This is a genomic window from Candidatus Izemoplasma sp. (genome assembly GCA_036172455.1).
Taxonomy (GTDB): domain Bacteria; phylum Bacillota_I; class Bacilli_A; order Izemoplasmatales; family Izemoplasmataceae; genus JAIPGF01.
Genome location: JAXKVY010000003.1, coordinates 122536 through 136254, shown reverse-complemented (window position 1 = coordinate 136254; position 13719 = coordinate 122536). Strand labels below are relative to the sequence as shown.

The following is a 13719-nucleotide window of genomic DNA, read 5'->3' as shown; positions in this document are numbered from 1 at the left end:
GATGACACAAACTGAACCGATTAAACAATACCGTATTGCCTTAAGAAACTGTGGCTTTATTAATCCTGAAAATATCGATGAATACATTGCTGTTAAAGGCTATCAAGCTTTAGGTAAAGCGTTAACTGAGTATACGCCTAAAGAAGTAATAAATATTGTGAAAGAAGCCCACTTGCGTGGACGTGGTGGAGGTGGATTCCCAACGGGCTTAAAATGGGAATTAACCGCACGCGAACAAAGTGATGAAAAATATATTATTTGTAATGCAGACGAGGGAGATCCTGGGGCATTTATGGATCGTTCTATTTTAGAAGGTGATCCCCATTCTGTATTAGAAGCAATGGCAATTGCAGGGTATGCGATTGGATCTAATAAAGGCTATATCTATATCCGTGCTGAGTATCCACTAGCAATTTCACGTTTACAAATTGCGATTGATCAAGCTAGAGATTATGGCCTATTAGGCGACAATATCTTTGATAGTGGTTTTGACTTTGATATTGAATTAAAATTAGGTGCTGGGGCATTTGTCTGTGGTGAAGAAACCGCCCTGATTAACAGCCTTCAAGGACTACGTGGAGAACCAAATAAAAAACCCCCTTTTCCTAGTGTGAGTGGGTTTAGAGGAAAACCAACGAGTGTGAATAATGTTGAAACGTTTGCGAATATACCAGCTATTATTATGAAAGGTGCTGACTGGTTCAACACCATCGGAACCGAGCATTCTAAAGGAACTAAAGTATTCGCTTTAGCGGGGAAAGTCAATAACGTTGGTCTTGTTGAAGTCCCGATGGGAACAACACTGCGTGACATCATTTATGATATTGGTGGTGGTATTGCTGATGGCAAAGCTTTTAAAGCTGTTCAAACAGGTGGTCCAAGTGGTGGTGTCATCACAGAAGAAAATCTTGATACTCCGATTGATTATGAATCTATTCGTAAAATCGGTAGTATGATGGGTAGTGGCGGAATGATTGTATTAGATGAAGATACTGATATGGTTGAAATCTCTAAGTTCTATTTAGACTTTACCCAAGATGAGTCGTGTGGAAAATGTACACCGTGTCGAATTGGAACAAAGCGCTTATATGAAATTTTAGATCGCTTAACATCAATGGAAGGACAACCTGAAGACCTAGACTTATTAGAAGAACTTGCGCACAATGTGAAAGATAGTTCGTTATGTGGTCTTGGACAAAGTGCACCAAATCCAATTTTATCAACCATTGATCGTTTCCGTGAAGAGTATGAAGCGTATGCATATAGAACGAAGAAAACAACATACAGTATCGATAAAGATAACTGTATTGGGTGTACTAAGTGTTCACGTGTATGTCCAGTTGATTGTATTACTGGTGAGGTTAAACAACCTCATGTTATTAACGAGTCTGAATGTATTGCCTGTGGCGCATGTTATAATGCCTGCCCAGTCGATGCCATTATTAAACCTTAGGAGGTCACTATGAATACAGTAAATATCCATGTCAATGGTAGACCAATGATGGTAAAAAAAGGCACTACTGTGCTTGATGCATGTGATCAAGCAGGCATTAAAATACCAACACTCTGCCATTTAAATTTAGAAGAATACGGTATTGTCAATAAAGTCGCATCATGCCGCGTGTGTGTTGTTGAAGTTGAAAACCGTCAAGCTTTGGTACCTAGTTGTGCTGAAAAAGTCTATGAAGGTATGCATATTAAAACCGATAGTATTCGTGCGATTAATTCGCGTCGAAATAATCTTGAATTATTATTAAGTAATCATCCGTTTGAATGTTTAACTTGTACAAAAAACTTAACCTGTGAATTACAATCCCTTGCGGAGGAACTCAATATTCGCGAAATCTCATTTACAGGTGAAAAAATGGCCTATTCGATTGATCAGTCGAGCAAATCAATAGTGAAAGATCCGAATAAATGTGTCATGTGTCGACGTTGTGAAACAATGTGTAACGAGGTTCAAACTGTTGGAGTATTAAGTGGGTTAAGACGTGGTTTTGATGCGGTTGTCGCACCAGCGTTTAACTTAGATATGGCTGATACATCATGTACCTATTGCGGACAATGTGTGGCAGTCTGCCCTACAGGAGCATTAACAGAACGTAACGATGTCCCACGGGTATGGAAACGGCTTGCGAATAAAAATTATCATATGGTTGTACAAGTTGCCCCAGCTGTGCGGGTTGCTTTAGGTGAAATGTTTGGGATGGACCCAGGCAGTATTTCAACAGGCAAAATTGTTACAGCCTTAAGACGGCTTGGATTTGATGCCGTATTTGATACCAACTTTGGCGCAGATTTAACCATTATGGAAGAAGCTAGAGAATTGGTTCACCGGATTGAACACGGTGGCACCTTACCAATGTTAACGAGTTGTTGTCCAGCGTGGGTTAAATTTATTGAACATCAGTTCCCTGAAATGTTAGATGTGCCATCCACGTGCAAGTCTCCACAAACCATGGTTGGGGCGATTGCAAAAACCTATTATGCTGAAAAGATACACTTACCAAGTAAGCAAATCAAAGTTGTCTCAATTATGCCTTGTGTGGCAAAAAAAGCTGAAAGTGCACGTCCTGAATTATCAAAAGAAAATCTACATAATGTGGATTACACCTTATCAACCCGTGAATTTGGTCATATGATTAAAGAAGCTGGGATTGAATTTGAGAAGTTACCAGATGGTGAATTTGATAATATCTTAGGAGAATCAACGGGTGCTGCTGCTATATTTGGTACGACAGGTGGTGTCATTGAAGCTGCTGCACGAACAGCGTACGAGTTATTGACTGGGGATAATCTAGAACGTATTGATTTCCAAGAGTTACGTGGTATGGAAGGCATTAGAGAAGCAACTATTACAATCAATGATTTAGACTTAAAAATTGGTATTGCTCATGGTCTTGGTAATGCAAGACACTTATTAGAAGAAATTAAAGCTGGTAATGTTGATTATCATGCAATTGAAATCATGGCTTGTCCTGGTGGTTGTATCGGTGGTGGTGGACAACCTTATCATCATGGAGATATGTCTATTATTGAAGCACGTCAAAAAGCCATTTATGAGATTGATAAATCAATGCCTAGACGTAAGAGTCATGAAAATGAGATGGTATTAAAACTATATCAAGATTTTCTTGGCGATCCATACGGGGAAAAAGCACATGACTTACTCCACACTTGCTATACAAAAGGAGAACGCATATAAAAAAATAGCCTACTAGCTTGACCTTGTCAAGTTAGCAGGCTTTTTCTTTATTCAAAAAAGGTATGATATATGGTCGTAATAGCATCACTATAGTCGGGTTCATCAACACCAACGATGACACTTAACTCTGTTGATGATTGGGCGATTACTTTAATATTAATCTTGGCATTTCCTAATGCACTAAATAACTTACCAGCCACACCAGGAGTTTTGGCCATATTTTTACCCACAACGGCAATTAATGCAAGGGATTCTTCAATATCAATCCGTTCTATACCGTCTAATTCACTAAGTTGACTCATAATCATAAACTTAGATGTATCCACTTGGTCATGTGACACAATCACACTAAACGAATCAATGCCACTTGGGATATGTTCTATTTCAATATTATGACGCATGAAAATAGTGATGATTGATTGTAATATTTTTGTTTTTGCCTCGTCTCCGGTTTTAGTAATGTTAAATATCGTAAACTCTTTTTTTCCTGAAATAGCCGTAACAATATGCTCTTTAGGTGAGGCATTCGAAGAAATGATCGTACCCGCTTCTTCTGGTTGATTGGTGTTTTTAATGATAATTGGAATATCTCTTTTTGCGACAGGTGTGATTGCTTCTTGATGAAACAATTTCGCTCCGCGATACGATAGTTCTTTAATTTCACTATAGTTTAAAGCAGGAATGATTTTAGCATCTTTGACAATTGTTGGATCGGTCACATATACGCCATTCACATCTGTAAAATTTTCATAAGCCTTTACGTTTAGTGCATATGCAATAATGCTTGCGGTGGTATCACTACCCCCACGAGATAACAGGGTAACATCTTTATTCGGTGTCGTGGCATAAAACCCTGGCATCACAATGCCATGATCTACATTAATTTTTGCCATAGTTGATTCTGTTTTATCATAATCAATTTGTTTATCATAATTGACAAAAATATGTTGGTAACTATCTAAAAAGGTATACCCTAAAAACTCACTCATAAGTTTTGCGGTGAGGTATTCACCACGACTCACAAGCCAATCACGATGAACCGTCTTACTTAGATTTTTTGAAAGATCACTCATGTACTGTTTAACATCAAAAGATAATCCTAAATTGTTTTTTATTTCAATGAATCGATCAGTTATTTGGTGTAGTAAATGGCGGTAATCTGTGTCATATTTAATATGTTCATATAATAAGTATAATAAATCAGTCACTTTTGCTTGGCTATCTGCTATTTTACCGGGAGCACTCACAACAATAATTTTACGTGTATTGTCTAATGAAACAATATGTTGTATTTGTTTAAACTGCTGACTTGATGCGACAGATGTCCCCCCAAATTTACAGACTTTAATATCACGCTTCATGAGCCATCATCTTTTGTAAGATATCAACTGCATTTTGCGCAGCACCAACATATAAATTATCCGCAGCGATAAATAGCAAGATCCCATTTTGATCAATTTTATCGCGACGAATGCGCCCTACACTCACGATATTCTTACGACTCACATCAACTGTATTAGGAAATGCGTCGAGTGTGATCATCGGATGGTCATTAAGAGCCGCTTTTAAGACATCAAGATCAATCTGTTTATCTGTTTTTACTTCGATTGAAACGGCGTGACCTCGTTCTACCGGGACACGTACACATGTCGCGTTTAAGAGTATATGAGGATCATGTAATATTTTTTGTGTTTCATCAATCATTTTCTTTTCTTCAAAGGTGTATCCATCATCTAATAAAACATCAATTTTGGGATAAACCGTTTGTTTGATATCAACAGGATAAAAGCCTGTGTTTTCATGTAGCGCTTCAAGGCCTTTATGACCACTACCGGATACTGATTGGTAAGTGGTGTAACGAACGGTTAAAATATTTGCTAATTGACGAATCACATCAAGCGGAATGACACTTTGAATGGTTGAACAATTTGGATTCGCTATCAAATCATGAGTTATGACATCATCAAAGTTTATACTGGGTACGACAAGAGGAACCTCATCATCAAAACGAAATGCACTTGAATTATCAATAACTTTACACCCTTCTTTATTTGCTTGTTTGGCGTATTGTTTACTAAGTAAACTTCCGATACTAAACAAGGCATAATCGACAGTTTCAAAAACTCCTTTTTCAATTGTCTCAATTGTTATCGGTTGATCCTTATAATATAAGGTTTTTCCTTTAGATTTTTCTGATGCGAAAAGACGTAATGACTTAATCGGTAAGTCCGTATTGTTTAAGATTTCTAAAAATGTCTGCCCAACAAGTCCTGTTGCGCCAACTATTGCGACATTATATTGTTTCATTTTAACACCTCTATTGTTGTCCCATTACTTAGTTGTAATGATTCTATCTTATTTAATGTAGTCGTTTGTTCCGGCAAGACCTTACCTTTCCCACGGATTCTTAACAAAGTCGGTCCTGATCCACTTAATACCATAACACAATCATCATTTGATAATGCGTGAATATACGTATAAAGTTTTAATACCTGAATACGTTTATTTTGGTGTATACCATCTTTTACAGCCTCTTTTAATAACGTAATATCCCCATCTTTAAATGCTTTAAACAATGCAGCAACACGTTCTAATTGATAGACAACATCTTGACGATGAAAATCCGTAGGTACGACGTCTCTTAATGTTTTTGTGTCTCCTGTAAAGTCCGGTATAAAAAGATCAAATGTAAAAGATTTATGGATATCATGCTTAATGATCGTATACTCCTTACCTGTTTGCATAACACTAATTAAACCACCATAAATAGCAGCCCCTACATTATCAGCGTGGCCTTCTAGTTTGACAGCTAATTGAAATATATCCCGCCCTTCTAAGTTAAGCTCATGAAAGTGGTTCGCAGCCATAATCCCTGCAATTATACAACTTGCACTACTGCCAAGTCCTCGGGCGACGGGTATCGCATTTTCACTAAGCGTAATATGGAACGTGAATGCTTCTGTCATAGGATTTATGTGTTTTAACGCCTTTAAATAGGATTGATAAACTAAATTATCTGGATGATTAAACCGGGGGTCAAATCCTTTAAATACTAACCGATGATACCGTTTTATATCAAACTGATTATACAAATCTAATGCGAGCGCAGCCATATCAAACCCACTACCAAGGTTTGCGCTTGTTGCTGGTACTCTAACTCGTAACATAGTCGTTGTCAAGTGTCTTCAACACCTGATCTAATGCGCCTTTCTTAGATAGCTCTTTTTCGATGACGGTAGTATCAAAGAGCGATATAATGCGTGGATCAATTGATAATTGATCGAGTTGACCAATCTGTTTTATTTGTGTTAAAAGATCATGACTTTTCGGTAAGGAAAGTGCCTCAGATACTGCTTTAGAAAATTTATATGGACTCGCTGTAGAGACAATCATGGTCCGTGTATCGTCTTGTGTTTCTTGACAATATTTGTCATAGACTTTTTTTGCCACAGCCGTATGTGGATCAATCACTTTTCGTTCTTTATGAAACACGTTTTTAATTGTTTCTAAAGTATCTTCTTCCGAAGCATAATTGGCATAAAAATCCGTTTGTTCTAATACCTCTTTAACTTCTATTTTATGTGTTTTTTTGAGTGTTTTCATCAAGTTGTTTAACGCCTGATGATCACGGTCTAATAATGCAAATATATATCGTTCTAAGTTGCTTGGAATTGATATATCCATTGACGGTGAATAGCTTTGCTTAATCTCTGAATCAACTTTATAGATACCTGTCTTAAAGAACTCTGTAAGAACATTATTTTGATTTGAAGCTATAATCATTTTATGGATAGGAAGTCCCATTTGTTTCGCATAATAACAGGATAATACATTCCCGAAATTACCACTCGGTACAACCACGTTAATCGGTTGACCATATGTTAAATTATGAGCATTCATAAACTTGTTATAACTGGCGAAGTAATAAATTATTTGAGCGATTAATCGTCCAATATTTATTGAGTTTGCAGAGGTTACAAGGACCTCATTACGATTCACGTTTTGAAAAGCGTCTTTGATAACGCTTTGACAGTCATCAAAGTTCCCATCTATTCCATATATATGATGGTTATCATCTTGATAACTGTTCATTTGATGTTCCTGAAAAGGACTCACACCTTGTTTAGGGTATAGAACAATCACTTTGGCGTTCTTAAAAGAATCATATCCCGCTAAAGCAGCACTACCAGTATCACCTGATGTTGCGGTTAAAACAAGTGTTTGTCGTTTGATACCTTGTCTTGTTTTCACATGTTCTATTAATTGTGGCAAGAGTTGTAAGGCCATATCTTTAAATGAGAACGTCGGTCCATGGTATAACTCTAAAAAACTATATCTATCATGATGTGATAATTTAATAATCTCTTTAGGAAAGTGTTTGTAAGCGTCATTAATCAGCTGTATCAAATCTGCCTCTTCAAATGGTAATAACGTGTGTAATAACTTAAATGCAATGGTTTTATAATTATCCATTTTTAAAGAGTGATCAAAAAACGCTGGTAACTCATCAATTACATAGAGTCCACCATCCTCTGCCAACCCATTTAAGAGGGCTGTTTCAATATCTACTATATGGTTACTTCGTGTACTTAAAACCATCTCATCACCACCTTGTTCTTTTATGATAACATTACTTCACTATTTTTGACAATGAAAACATTTTCACTTGCAGTTCCTATGTATGAAAACACTTTCTTTGTGTTATTTTGCAGTTTGTTTGGTAAAATAGCGATACGGAGTGATAACTATGGTTAAAGAATTTTCACATAACAGAAACAATGTCATCCTTAATTTCTCGCTTAACTACTGTAAAACATCTAAGGAGTTGTTAGAATCAAAAGGGTTTTTCGCCGTTTTAAAACACTTCATTAGACAACAAAAGAAGGAAGATACTCTTTTAATTGAACGTCTTGAATCATTTAGTCAAGAGCGACCATTAAGCGACATATTACTAGAATTATTTAAGTTACTACTTATTCTTGATACCAAAGAGGTAAAAAACTTAAATCCAGAATACCACGCTATTTTAGAAGATACAACGGATATTATTGACTTTGTAGAAGGTCTTTATTTTTATTGGCGTCACCTTGAACGATATGCGTTAATTCAAAAAGACAATATCACAAGTGGTATTGAACACAATCAGTTCATAAAAGCAAACAATAACTTTGCGAACTTAATTTTAACAACCTATCGTTTGATTGAACATAATATCACAAACAGTTATCCCAATGTTTATCGCCAAGCACATGCAGGGATTAATGTTGGTTTTGTTTTATCACATGTTGAGACTGACTTGCCAAAACAATACAATCAGTTAAAACCGATTAATACAATCAGTAAAATAATCCTGACACCCCCATTTATAATGTATCCAATCATGAATAAACGTGAAGGGTTTTTTGAAGAAGTTTTTACAAATCCATTAGAAGACATAGCTATCAACACAGACCACTTCTTCTGTTATCCTGCAAAAGTGGGAGAATTTTTTACCTACATTTATTTTCACCGGGATTTCTTGTCACAAGGCATTGCTTTGGCAAACCTTTTCGAATTAGCAACGCAAGAAGAAATCAAAGGCAAACGCCCTGATTTAATTTATGTTTTTGGCGCTAGAAATAGTGACAAAACAAAAGAAACAGTCTTTTATGATGATCAAGAGAATGATCTACTTGTAGGCTATGTTAGTAATACAGAATCAATTGACTATTTTGGATACATGAAGAAAATGATTCTAACACTACACAATGTCAAAATGCTTAACCAGGGTCACTTACCAATGCATGGCGCCATGGTAAATATCACCTTAAAAAATGGATTATCCGCCAATATCGCTATTATAGGGGATAGCGGTGCCGGTAAAAGTGAAAGCCTAGAAGCTCTTAGAACGCTAAGTGAAGACCATTTGAAAGAAATGAAAATTATCTTTGACGATATGGGAACATTTAAAGTTGAAGACAATACTGTCAAAGGCTACGGTACAGAAATTGGCGCTTTTGTTAGATTAGATGATCTCGATATGGGTTACTCTTTCAAAGAAATGGATCGCGCGATATTCATGAATCCAAACAGAATCAATGCCCGTGTCATTCTCCCAATAACAACGTATCAGACCATCCAAAAAGGTTACCCTGTCGATGTCTTGCTTTATGCCAACAACTTTGAAGATAATGATGAGACAATCGTTTTATTCGAAAATGTTGAAAAAGCGAAAGAAACCTATATTAAAGGCGCTAGAAAAGCAAAAGGTACAACCAATGAAACAGGTGTTGTTACCTCCTTCTTTGCTAACCCATTTGGCCCTTTACAACGGCAAGATCAAACATTAGATATCATCGACAAAACATATGACACGTTATTTGATACAGCGATTCCTGTTGGTCAAATGTATACAAAACTAGCAATAGAAGGATTTGAACGCAAAGGACCTGAAGAAGCAGCACTTGCATTATTTGATTGGTTGATGACAAACAAACATTAATCCAAACCACAGTCTAATGGCTGTGGTTTTTATATTCTTTTCAAATATAGTTGCAATATAATTCTATGAAAACATTTTCATTAAATATAAACGTTTTCATTTTGTAAAAAGCCTTGTAACTATTAATAAAAAGGTGTATCATTTTCACAAAATACAATTTGAGAGAGGGTATTTCTAATGAAAAAATTATTGTTAATTGTGAGTGTCGTATTATTATCCGCTACACTCACAGCATGTGGACAGACAGATGATACGGTTCGATTAGGTGTGATTGGACCACTGACAGGACAATATTCAATGTATGGGCTTGCGGTTGAAAATGGGGCAAAACTTGCAGCAAAAGAAATTAATGCGGCAGGCGGTGTGCTAGATAAAGATATTGATATCATCGCATACGATAGTAAAGGTGATTCAACTGAGGGTGTTAATGCCTATAATCGCTTACGCGATCAAGATGAAATTCATGCATTAATCGGGGGAACATTCAGTAGTGTCACATTAGCTATTAAAGGGTTGGCTGTACAAGACAATATACCAATTTTAACACCAACTGCAACAAATGATACCGTGACATTAGATGCACCGAACGTATTTAGAGCGTGTTATTCCGATTCCTATCAAGGAAGTACCGCCGCAATATTTGCGAACACTGAACTAAATGTTACGAATGCCGCTGTCATGTATAACCGAGACGATGCGTATTCTCAAGGATTAGCTCAAGCCTTTATGGATGAGTTTGATGCACGCGGGTTGTCATATGATAGATTTGAGTTTGGCGCACAAGATGATGATTATAGTGCATTATTGACAAATATCAAAGATGGATCATATGACGCTGTATTCTTACCAGCATACGTTGCAGAAGTTGGCGCGATTTTAACTCAAGCAGATACCTTAGGGTTAGACTTACCATTTATTGGCGGTGATGGTTGGGATGGTATTGAAGCAGACTACGCTGATGTCGCAAATGGATTCTACTTCGCAAATCATTATTCTAAAACAGATGAAGCAAGCAATGTACAAGACTTCGTCGTGAACTATACTGCTGAGTATGGTGAAGCACCAAACGCACTTGCTGCCTTAGCATACGACGCTGTTTATGCAATGGTTGAAGCTATTGAAAATGCGGATAGTTTAGAGGCAGACGATTTAGTGACTGCGTTAAGTAATCTAAATTTCTTAGATGGCGTCACAGGTCCAATCACATTTGATGAAAATGGAGATCCGATTAAATCCATAACAATCATTCAAGTTGTCGATGGTGTCCATGAAGTCTTTGCTAAAGTAGAAGCTGGGGACGAATAACAGAATACGGGGGAAAAATTGTTTTCCCCCTTTTTTTAACTCGAGGTGATAGAATGGAACTATTTATTAGTCAACTTATAAACGGCTTAAATACAGGGAGTATTTATGCATTAGTTGCCATTGGATACACAATGGTATACGGCATCATCAAACTGATTAATTTCGCTCATGGCGAGATCATGATGTTTGGGGCATATTTTGCCTATTTATTTGCATTTTCATTATCATTTCAATTACCATTTCTTGTGGTGATTGTATTATCAATGTTTTTTGCGGCAATACTCGGTATATTAATTGAACGTGTTGCGTATAAAAAACTGCGTAAAGCACCAAGGATTAGCGCCTTAATCACAGCTATTGGAATGAGTTTATTTTTACAACATCTCGCACAGCTCATTTTTGGTGCTACCCCTTATGTAATGAAACCACTTGTTGATACAACACCAATTACAATTTTAAATTTTGATATTTCACGATTAACGCTATTAACAATTGGTTTAAGTATTTTATTTATGATTTTATTAACTTTATTTGTATACAAGACAAAACCAGGAAAAGCAATGCGTGCAGTCAGCCAAGATAAAGAAGCAGCTATACTGATGGGAATCAATGTTGACAACATCATTTCTTTAACCTTTGCGATTGGGAGTGCACTCGGTGCGCTAGGTGGTATCTTTTATGCGATGACCTATTCGCAAATTTATCCAACAATGGGTGTCTTACCAGGATTAAAAGCATTTATCGCAGCTGTATTTGGTGGTATTGGTAGTATTGGTGGGGCAATGATTGGTGGATATCTCATTGGGATCATTGAAACAATGACAAAAGCCTATATCTCCAGTAAATGGGTTGATGTTATTGTCTTTGGTTTATTGATTGTCATTCTCCTATTTAAACCATCTGGGATTCTTGGTAAAAATAGAAAAGAGAAGGTGTAATGATGAAAGCAAAAGTGAAAACCATTAAAGAATTTTTACTTGATCCCCGTTTTGTCAATTATACACTTATTGCAAGTATTTTTATTGTGATGTTTACACTCATTCAATTTCAATTAGTCAACCGTTATATTTATAACTTACTGGTTATGGTCCTGATTATGATTGTGATGTCAACCAGTTTGAATATTGCGACAGGATTTTTAGGTGAACTTGTTCTTGGCCACGCTGGATTTATGGGGATTGGTGCCTACACCGCAGCGATTATCGGTATTGCATTAAGACCGTACATTGGGGCTGATTTACTGTTATTTGTAGTAAGTGCTATAGGCGCTATGACATTAGCTGGCATTGCTGGATTATTAGTCGGGACACCTGCCTTGAGACTGCGCGGGGATTACTTAGGTATTATGACCTTAGGCTTCGGCGAGATTGTTAGAAATTTAATTACCAATCTTTCCTCTATAACAAACGGGGCACAAGGTCTGGCTGGTATTCCAAGAATTATGACTTTCCCGATAGCGTTTTGGACAACCGTGTTAATCGTCTCTGTCATTTTCTTATTTATGAACTCACGACACGGACGCGCGATCCTGTCAATCCGTGAAGATGAAATTGCCAGCGAAAGTGTTGGTATCAATATTACGAGGTACAAACTCATAGCGTTTGTTTTGGCATCAATGTTTGCTGGTATAGGTGGTGCAATGTTTGCCTTCAAAGAAGGTTTCTTAGCACCTGTATCATTCAATTTCTTAAAGTCTGTTGAGATTTTCGTTATTGTCGTATTAGGTGGTATGGGAAGCTTGTCAGGTAGTATTGTAAGTTCAATAGTACTTGTTTTCTTACCAGAATATCTACGTGACTTTAAAGAATATCGATACTTACTATACTCATCTATTTTGGTTATTACGATGCTTTATCGACCAAAAGGATTGATGGGAACCAAAGAATTTAATTTCACTCAATTTAAGGCAAGCGTATCACGTGTTGTTACACGACTTAAAACGAGATTCCGTAAAGGGCGTGATCACTAATGGCTATTTTAGAAATTAACGACCTGAGTATTCATTTTGGTGGTCTAAAGGCTGTCGATCATTTTAATCTATCAGTCGATCATAATGAACTTGTGGGTCTGATTGGACCTAATGGTGCAGGTAAGACGACGATTTTCAACCTCCTAACAGGCGTTTACACACCAACTGAAGGTACTATTCGGTTAAATGGTGTCAGCACCATTGGTAAACGTCCTAGTGATATCGTCTTATTAGGTAGTTCACGAACATTTCAAAATATTCGTTTGTTTAAAAATATGACAGTACTTGATAATATCAAAGTTGCCTATCACAACCGGATGGACTACACGTTATTAGCCAGTATTTTTAAAACGCGTAAATACAAAATTGAAGAATCAAGAGCAAATGGCATCGCGAAAGAGTTACTCGATGTGTTTGATTTACTAGAGTTTAAAGACCATTTAGCTAAAAATCTACCCTATGGTAAGCAACGTAAGCTAGAAATTGCTCGTGCACTCGCAACAAATCCACAAATTCTTTTATTAGACGAACCAGCTGCTGGGATGAATCCGCAAGAAACTGAAGAACTCATGGCAACAATTAAGTTAATTAAAAACCAATTTAAAGTATCCATATTACTCATAGAACATGATATGAAACTTGTCATGGGTATTTGTGAACGGATTGTCGTGATTGATTATGGCAGAGTAATTGCGAAAGGTAATCCAGAAGAGATTCGTACAAACAAAGACGTTATAAAGGCATATTTAGGTGAGTAAA

General features: G+C 36.7%; 11 protein-coding genes. 7 read left to right on the top strand and 4 right to left on the bottom strand.

Annotation, left to right across the window (positions count from 1 at the left end; all coding sequences use genetic code 11):
- Position 1: 1 nt before the first annotated feature.
- Together nuoF and UMR38_06030 are read left to right on the top strand one after the other, a co-directional pair.
- Positions 2-1453, top strand: a complete 1452-nt coding sequence (nuoF, locus tag UMR38_06035; GenBank protein ID MEC9485416.1) for an NADH-quinone oxidoreductase subunit NuoF — start codon at positions 2-4, stop codon at positions 1451-1453.
- 9 nt (positions 1454-1462) lie between these two features.
- A complete protein-coding gene (locus UMR38_06030; GenBank protein MEC9485415.1) occupies positions 1463-3205 on the top strand; it encodes an NADH-dependent [FeFe] hydrogenase, group A6 in 1743 nt (580 codons plus the stop codon).
- Positions 3206-3252: 47 nt separating this feature from the next.
- On the opposite strand, the gene UMR38_06025 is transcribed toward UMR38_06030, so the two are convergent.
- From UMR38_06025 to thrC, 4 genes are read right to left on the bottom strand one after another with little or no spacing between them, the layout of a single operon-like run.
- Complete coding sequence (locus UMR38_06025) at positions 3253-4566, bottom strand: aspartate kinase (protein MEC9485414.1); 1314 nt, start codon at positions 4564-4566, stop codon at positions 3253-3255.
- The gene (locus UMR38_06020) at positions 4556-5512 is read right to left on the bottom strand and encodes an aspartate-semialdehyde dehydrogenase (protein MEC9485413.1); all 957 of its coding nucleotides are present in this window, start codon (positions 5510-5512) and stop codon (positions 4556-4558) included. Before UMR38_06020 ends, UMR38_06025 begins: the two co-directional genes overlap by 11 nt.
- A complete protein-coding gene (thrB, locus tag UMR38_06015) occupies positions 5509-6384 on the bottom strand; it encodes a homoserine kinase (protein ID MEC9485412.1) in 876 nt (291 codons plus the stop codon). Before thrB ends, UMR38_06020 begins: the two co-directional genes overlap by 4 nt.
- The gene (thrC, locus tag UMR38_06010) at positions 6359-7804 is read right to left on the bottom strand and encodes a threonine synthase (protein MEC9485411.1); all 1446 of its coding nucleotides are present in this window, start codon (positions 7802-7804) and stop codon (positions 6359-6361) included. Before thrC ends, thrB begins: the two co-directional genes overlap by 26 nt.
- A gap of 148 nt (positions 7805-7952) precedes the next feature.
- On the opposite strand from thrC, the gene UMR38_06005 reads away from it, so the two are divergent.
- The 5 genes from UMR38_06005 to UMR38_05985 all read left to right on the top strand — a co-directional run bounded on the left by UMR38_06005 (position 7953) and on the right by UMR38_05985 (position 13718).
- Positions 7953-9686 (top strand): hypothetical protein, encoded by a 1734-nt coding sequence (locus tag UMR38_06005; protein ID MEC9485410.1) that lies wholly within the window; start codon positions 7953-7955, stop codon positions 9684-9686.
- Between the two features lie 177 nt (positions 9687-9863).
- Positions 9864-10991 carry an ABC transporter substrate-binding protein gene (locus tag UMR38_06000; protein MEC9485409.1) on the top strand — a complete coding sequence of 376 codons (1128 nt, stop codon included), beginning with the start codon at positions 9864-9866 and terminating at the stop codon, positions 10989-10991.
- Between the two features lie 53 nt (positions 10992-11044).
- Positions 11045-11929, top strand: a complete 885-nt coding sequence (locus tag UMR38_05995) for a branched-chain amino acid ABC transporter permease (protein ID MEC9485408.1) — start codon at positions 11045-11047, stop codon at positions 11927-11929.
- A complete protein-coding gene (locus tag UMR38_05990; protein ID MEC9485407.1) occupies positions 11929-12960 on the top strand; it encodes a branched-chain amino acid ABC transporter permease in 1032 nt (343 codons plus the stop codon). The genes UMR38_05995 and UMR38_05990 overlap by 1 nt, the downstream gene beginning before the upstream one ends.
- Positions 12960-13718 carry an ABC transporter ATP-binding protein gene (locus UMR38_05985; protein MEC9485406.1) on the top strand — a complete coding sequence of 253 codons (759 nt, stop codon included), beginning with the start codon at positions 12960-12962 and terminating at the stop codon, positions 13716-13718. Before UMR38_05990 ends, UMR38_05985 begins: the two co-directional genes overlap by 1 nt.
- Position 13719: the final 1 nt, after the last annotated feature.

Bases quoted from the DNA above. Each gene is read 5' to 3' on its own strand.
- nuoF (MEC9485416.1), top strand. From the start codon at position 2: ATGACACAAACTGAACCGATTAAACAATACCGTATTGCCTTAAGAAAC.
- UMR38_06030 (MEC9485415.1), top strand. From the start codon at position 1,463: ATGAATACAGTAAATATCCATGTCAATGGTAGACCAATGATGGTAAAA.
- UMR38_06025 (MEC9485414.1), bottom strand. From the start codon at position 4,566: ATGAAGCGTGATATTAAAGTCTGTAAATTTGGGGGGACATCTGTCGCA.
- UMR38_06020 (MEC9485413.1), bottom strand. From the start codon at position 5,512: ATGAAACAATATAATGTCGCAATAGTTGGCGCAACAGGACTTGTTGGG.
- thrC (MEC9485411.1), bottom strand. From the start codon at position 7,804: ATGGTTTTAAGTACACGAAGTAACCATATAGTAGATATTGAAACAGCC.
- UMR38_06005 (MEC9485410.1), top strand. From the start codon at position 7,953: ATGGTTAAAGAATTTTCACATAACAGAAACAATGTCATCCTTAATTTC.
- UMR38_06000 (MEC9485409.1), top strand. From the start codon at position 9,864: ATGAAAAAATTATTGTTAATTGTGAGTGTCGTATTATTATCCGCTACA.
- UMR38_05995 (MEC9485408.1), top strand. From the start codon at position 11,045: ATGGAACTATTTATTAGTCAACTTATAAACGGCTTAAATACAGGGAGT.
- UMR38_05990 (MEC9485407.1), top strand. From the start codon at position 11,929: ATGATGAAAGCAAAAGTGAAAACCATTAAAGAATTTTTACTTGATCCC.
- UMR38_05985 (MEC9485406.1), top strand. From the start codon at position 12,960: ATGGCTATTTTAGAAATTAACGACCTGAGTATTCATTTTGGTGGTCTA.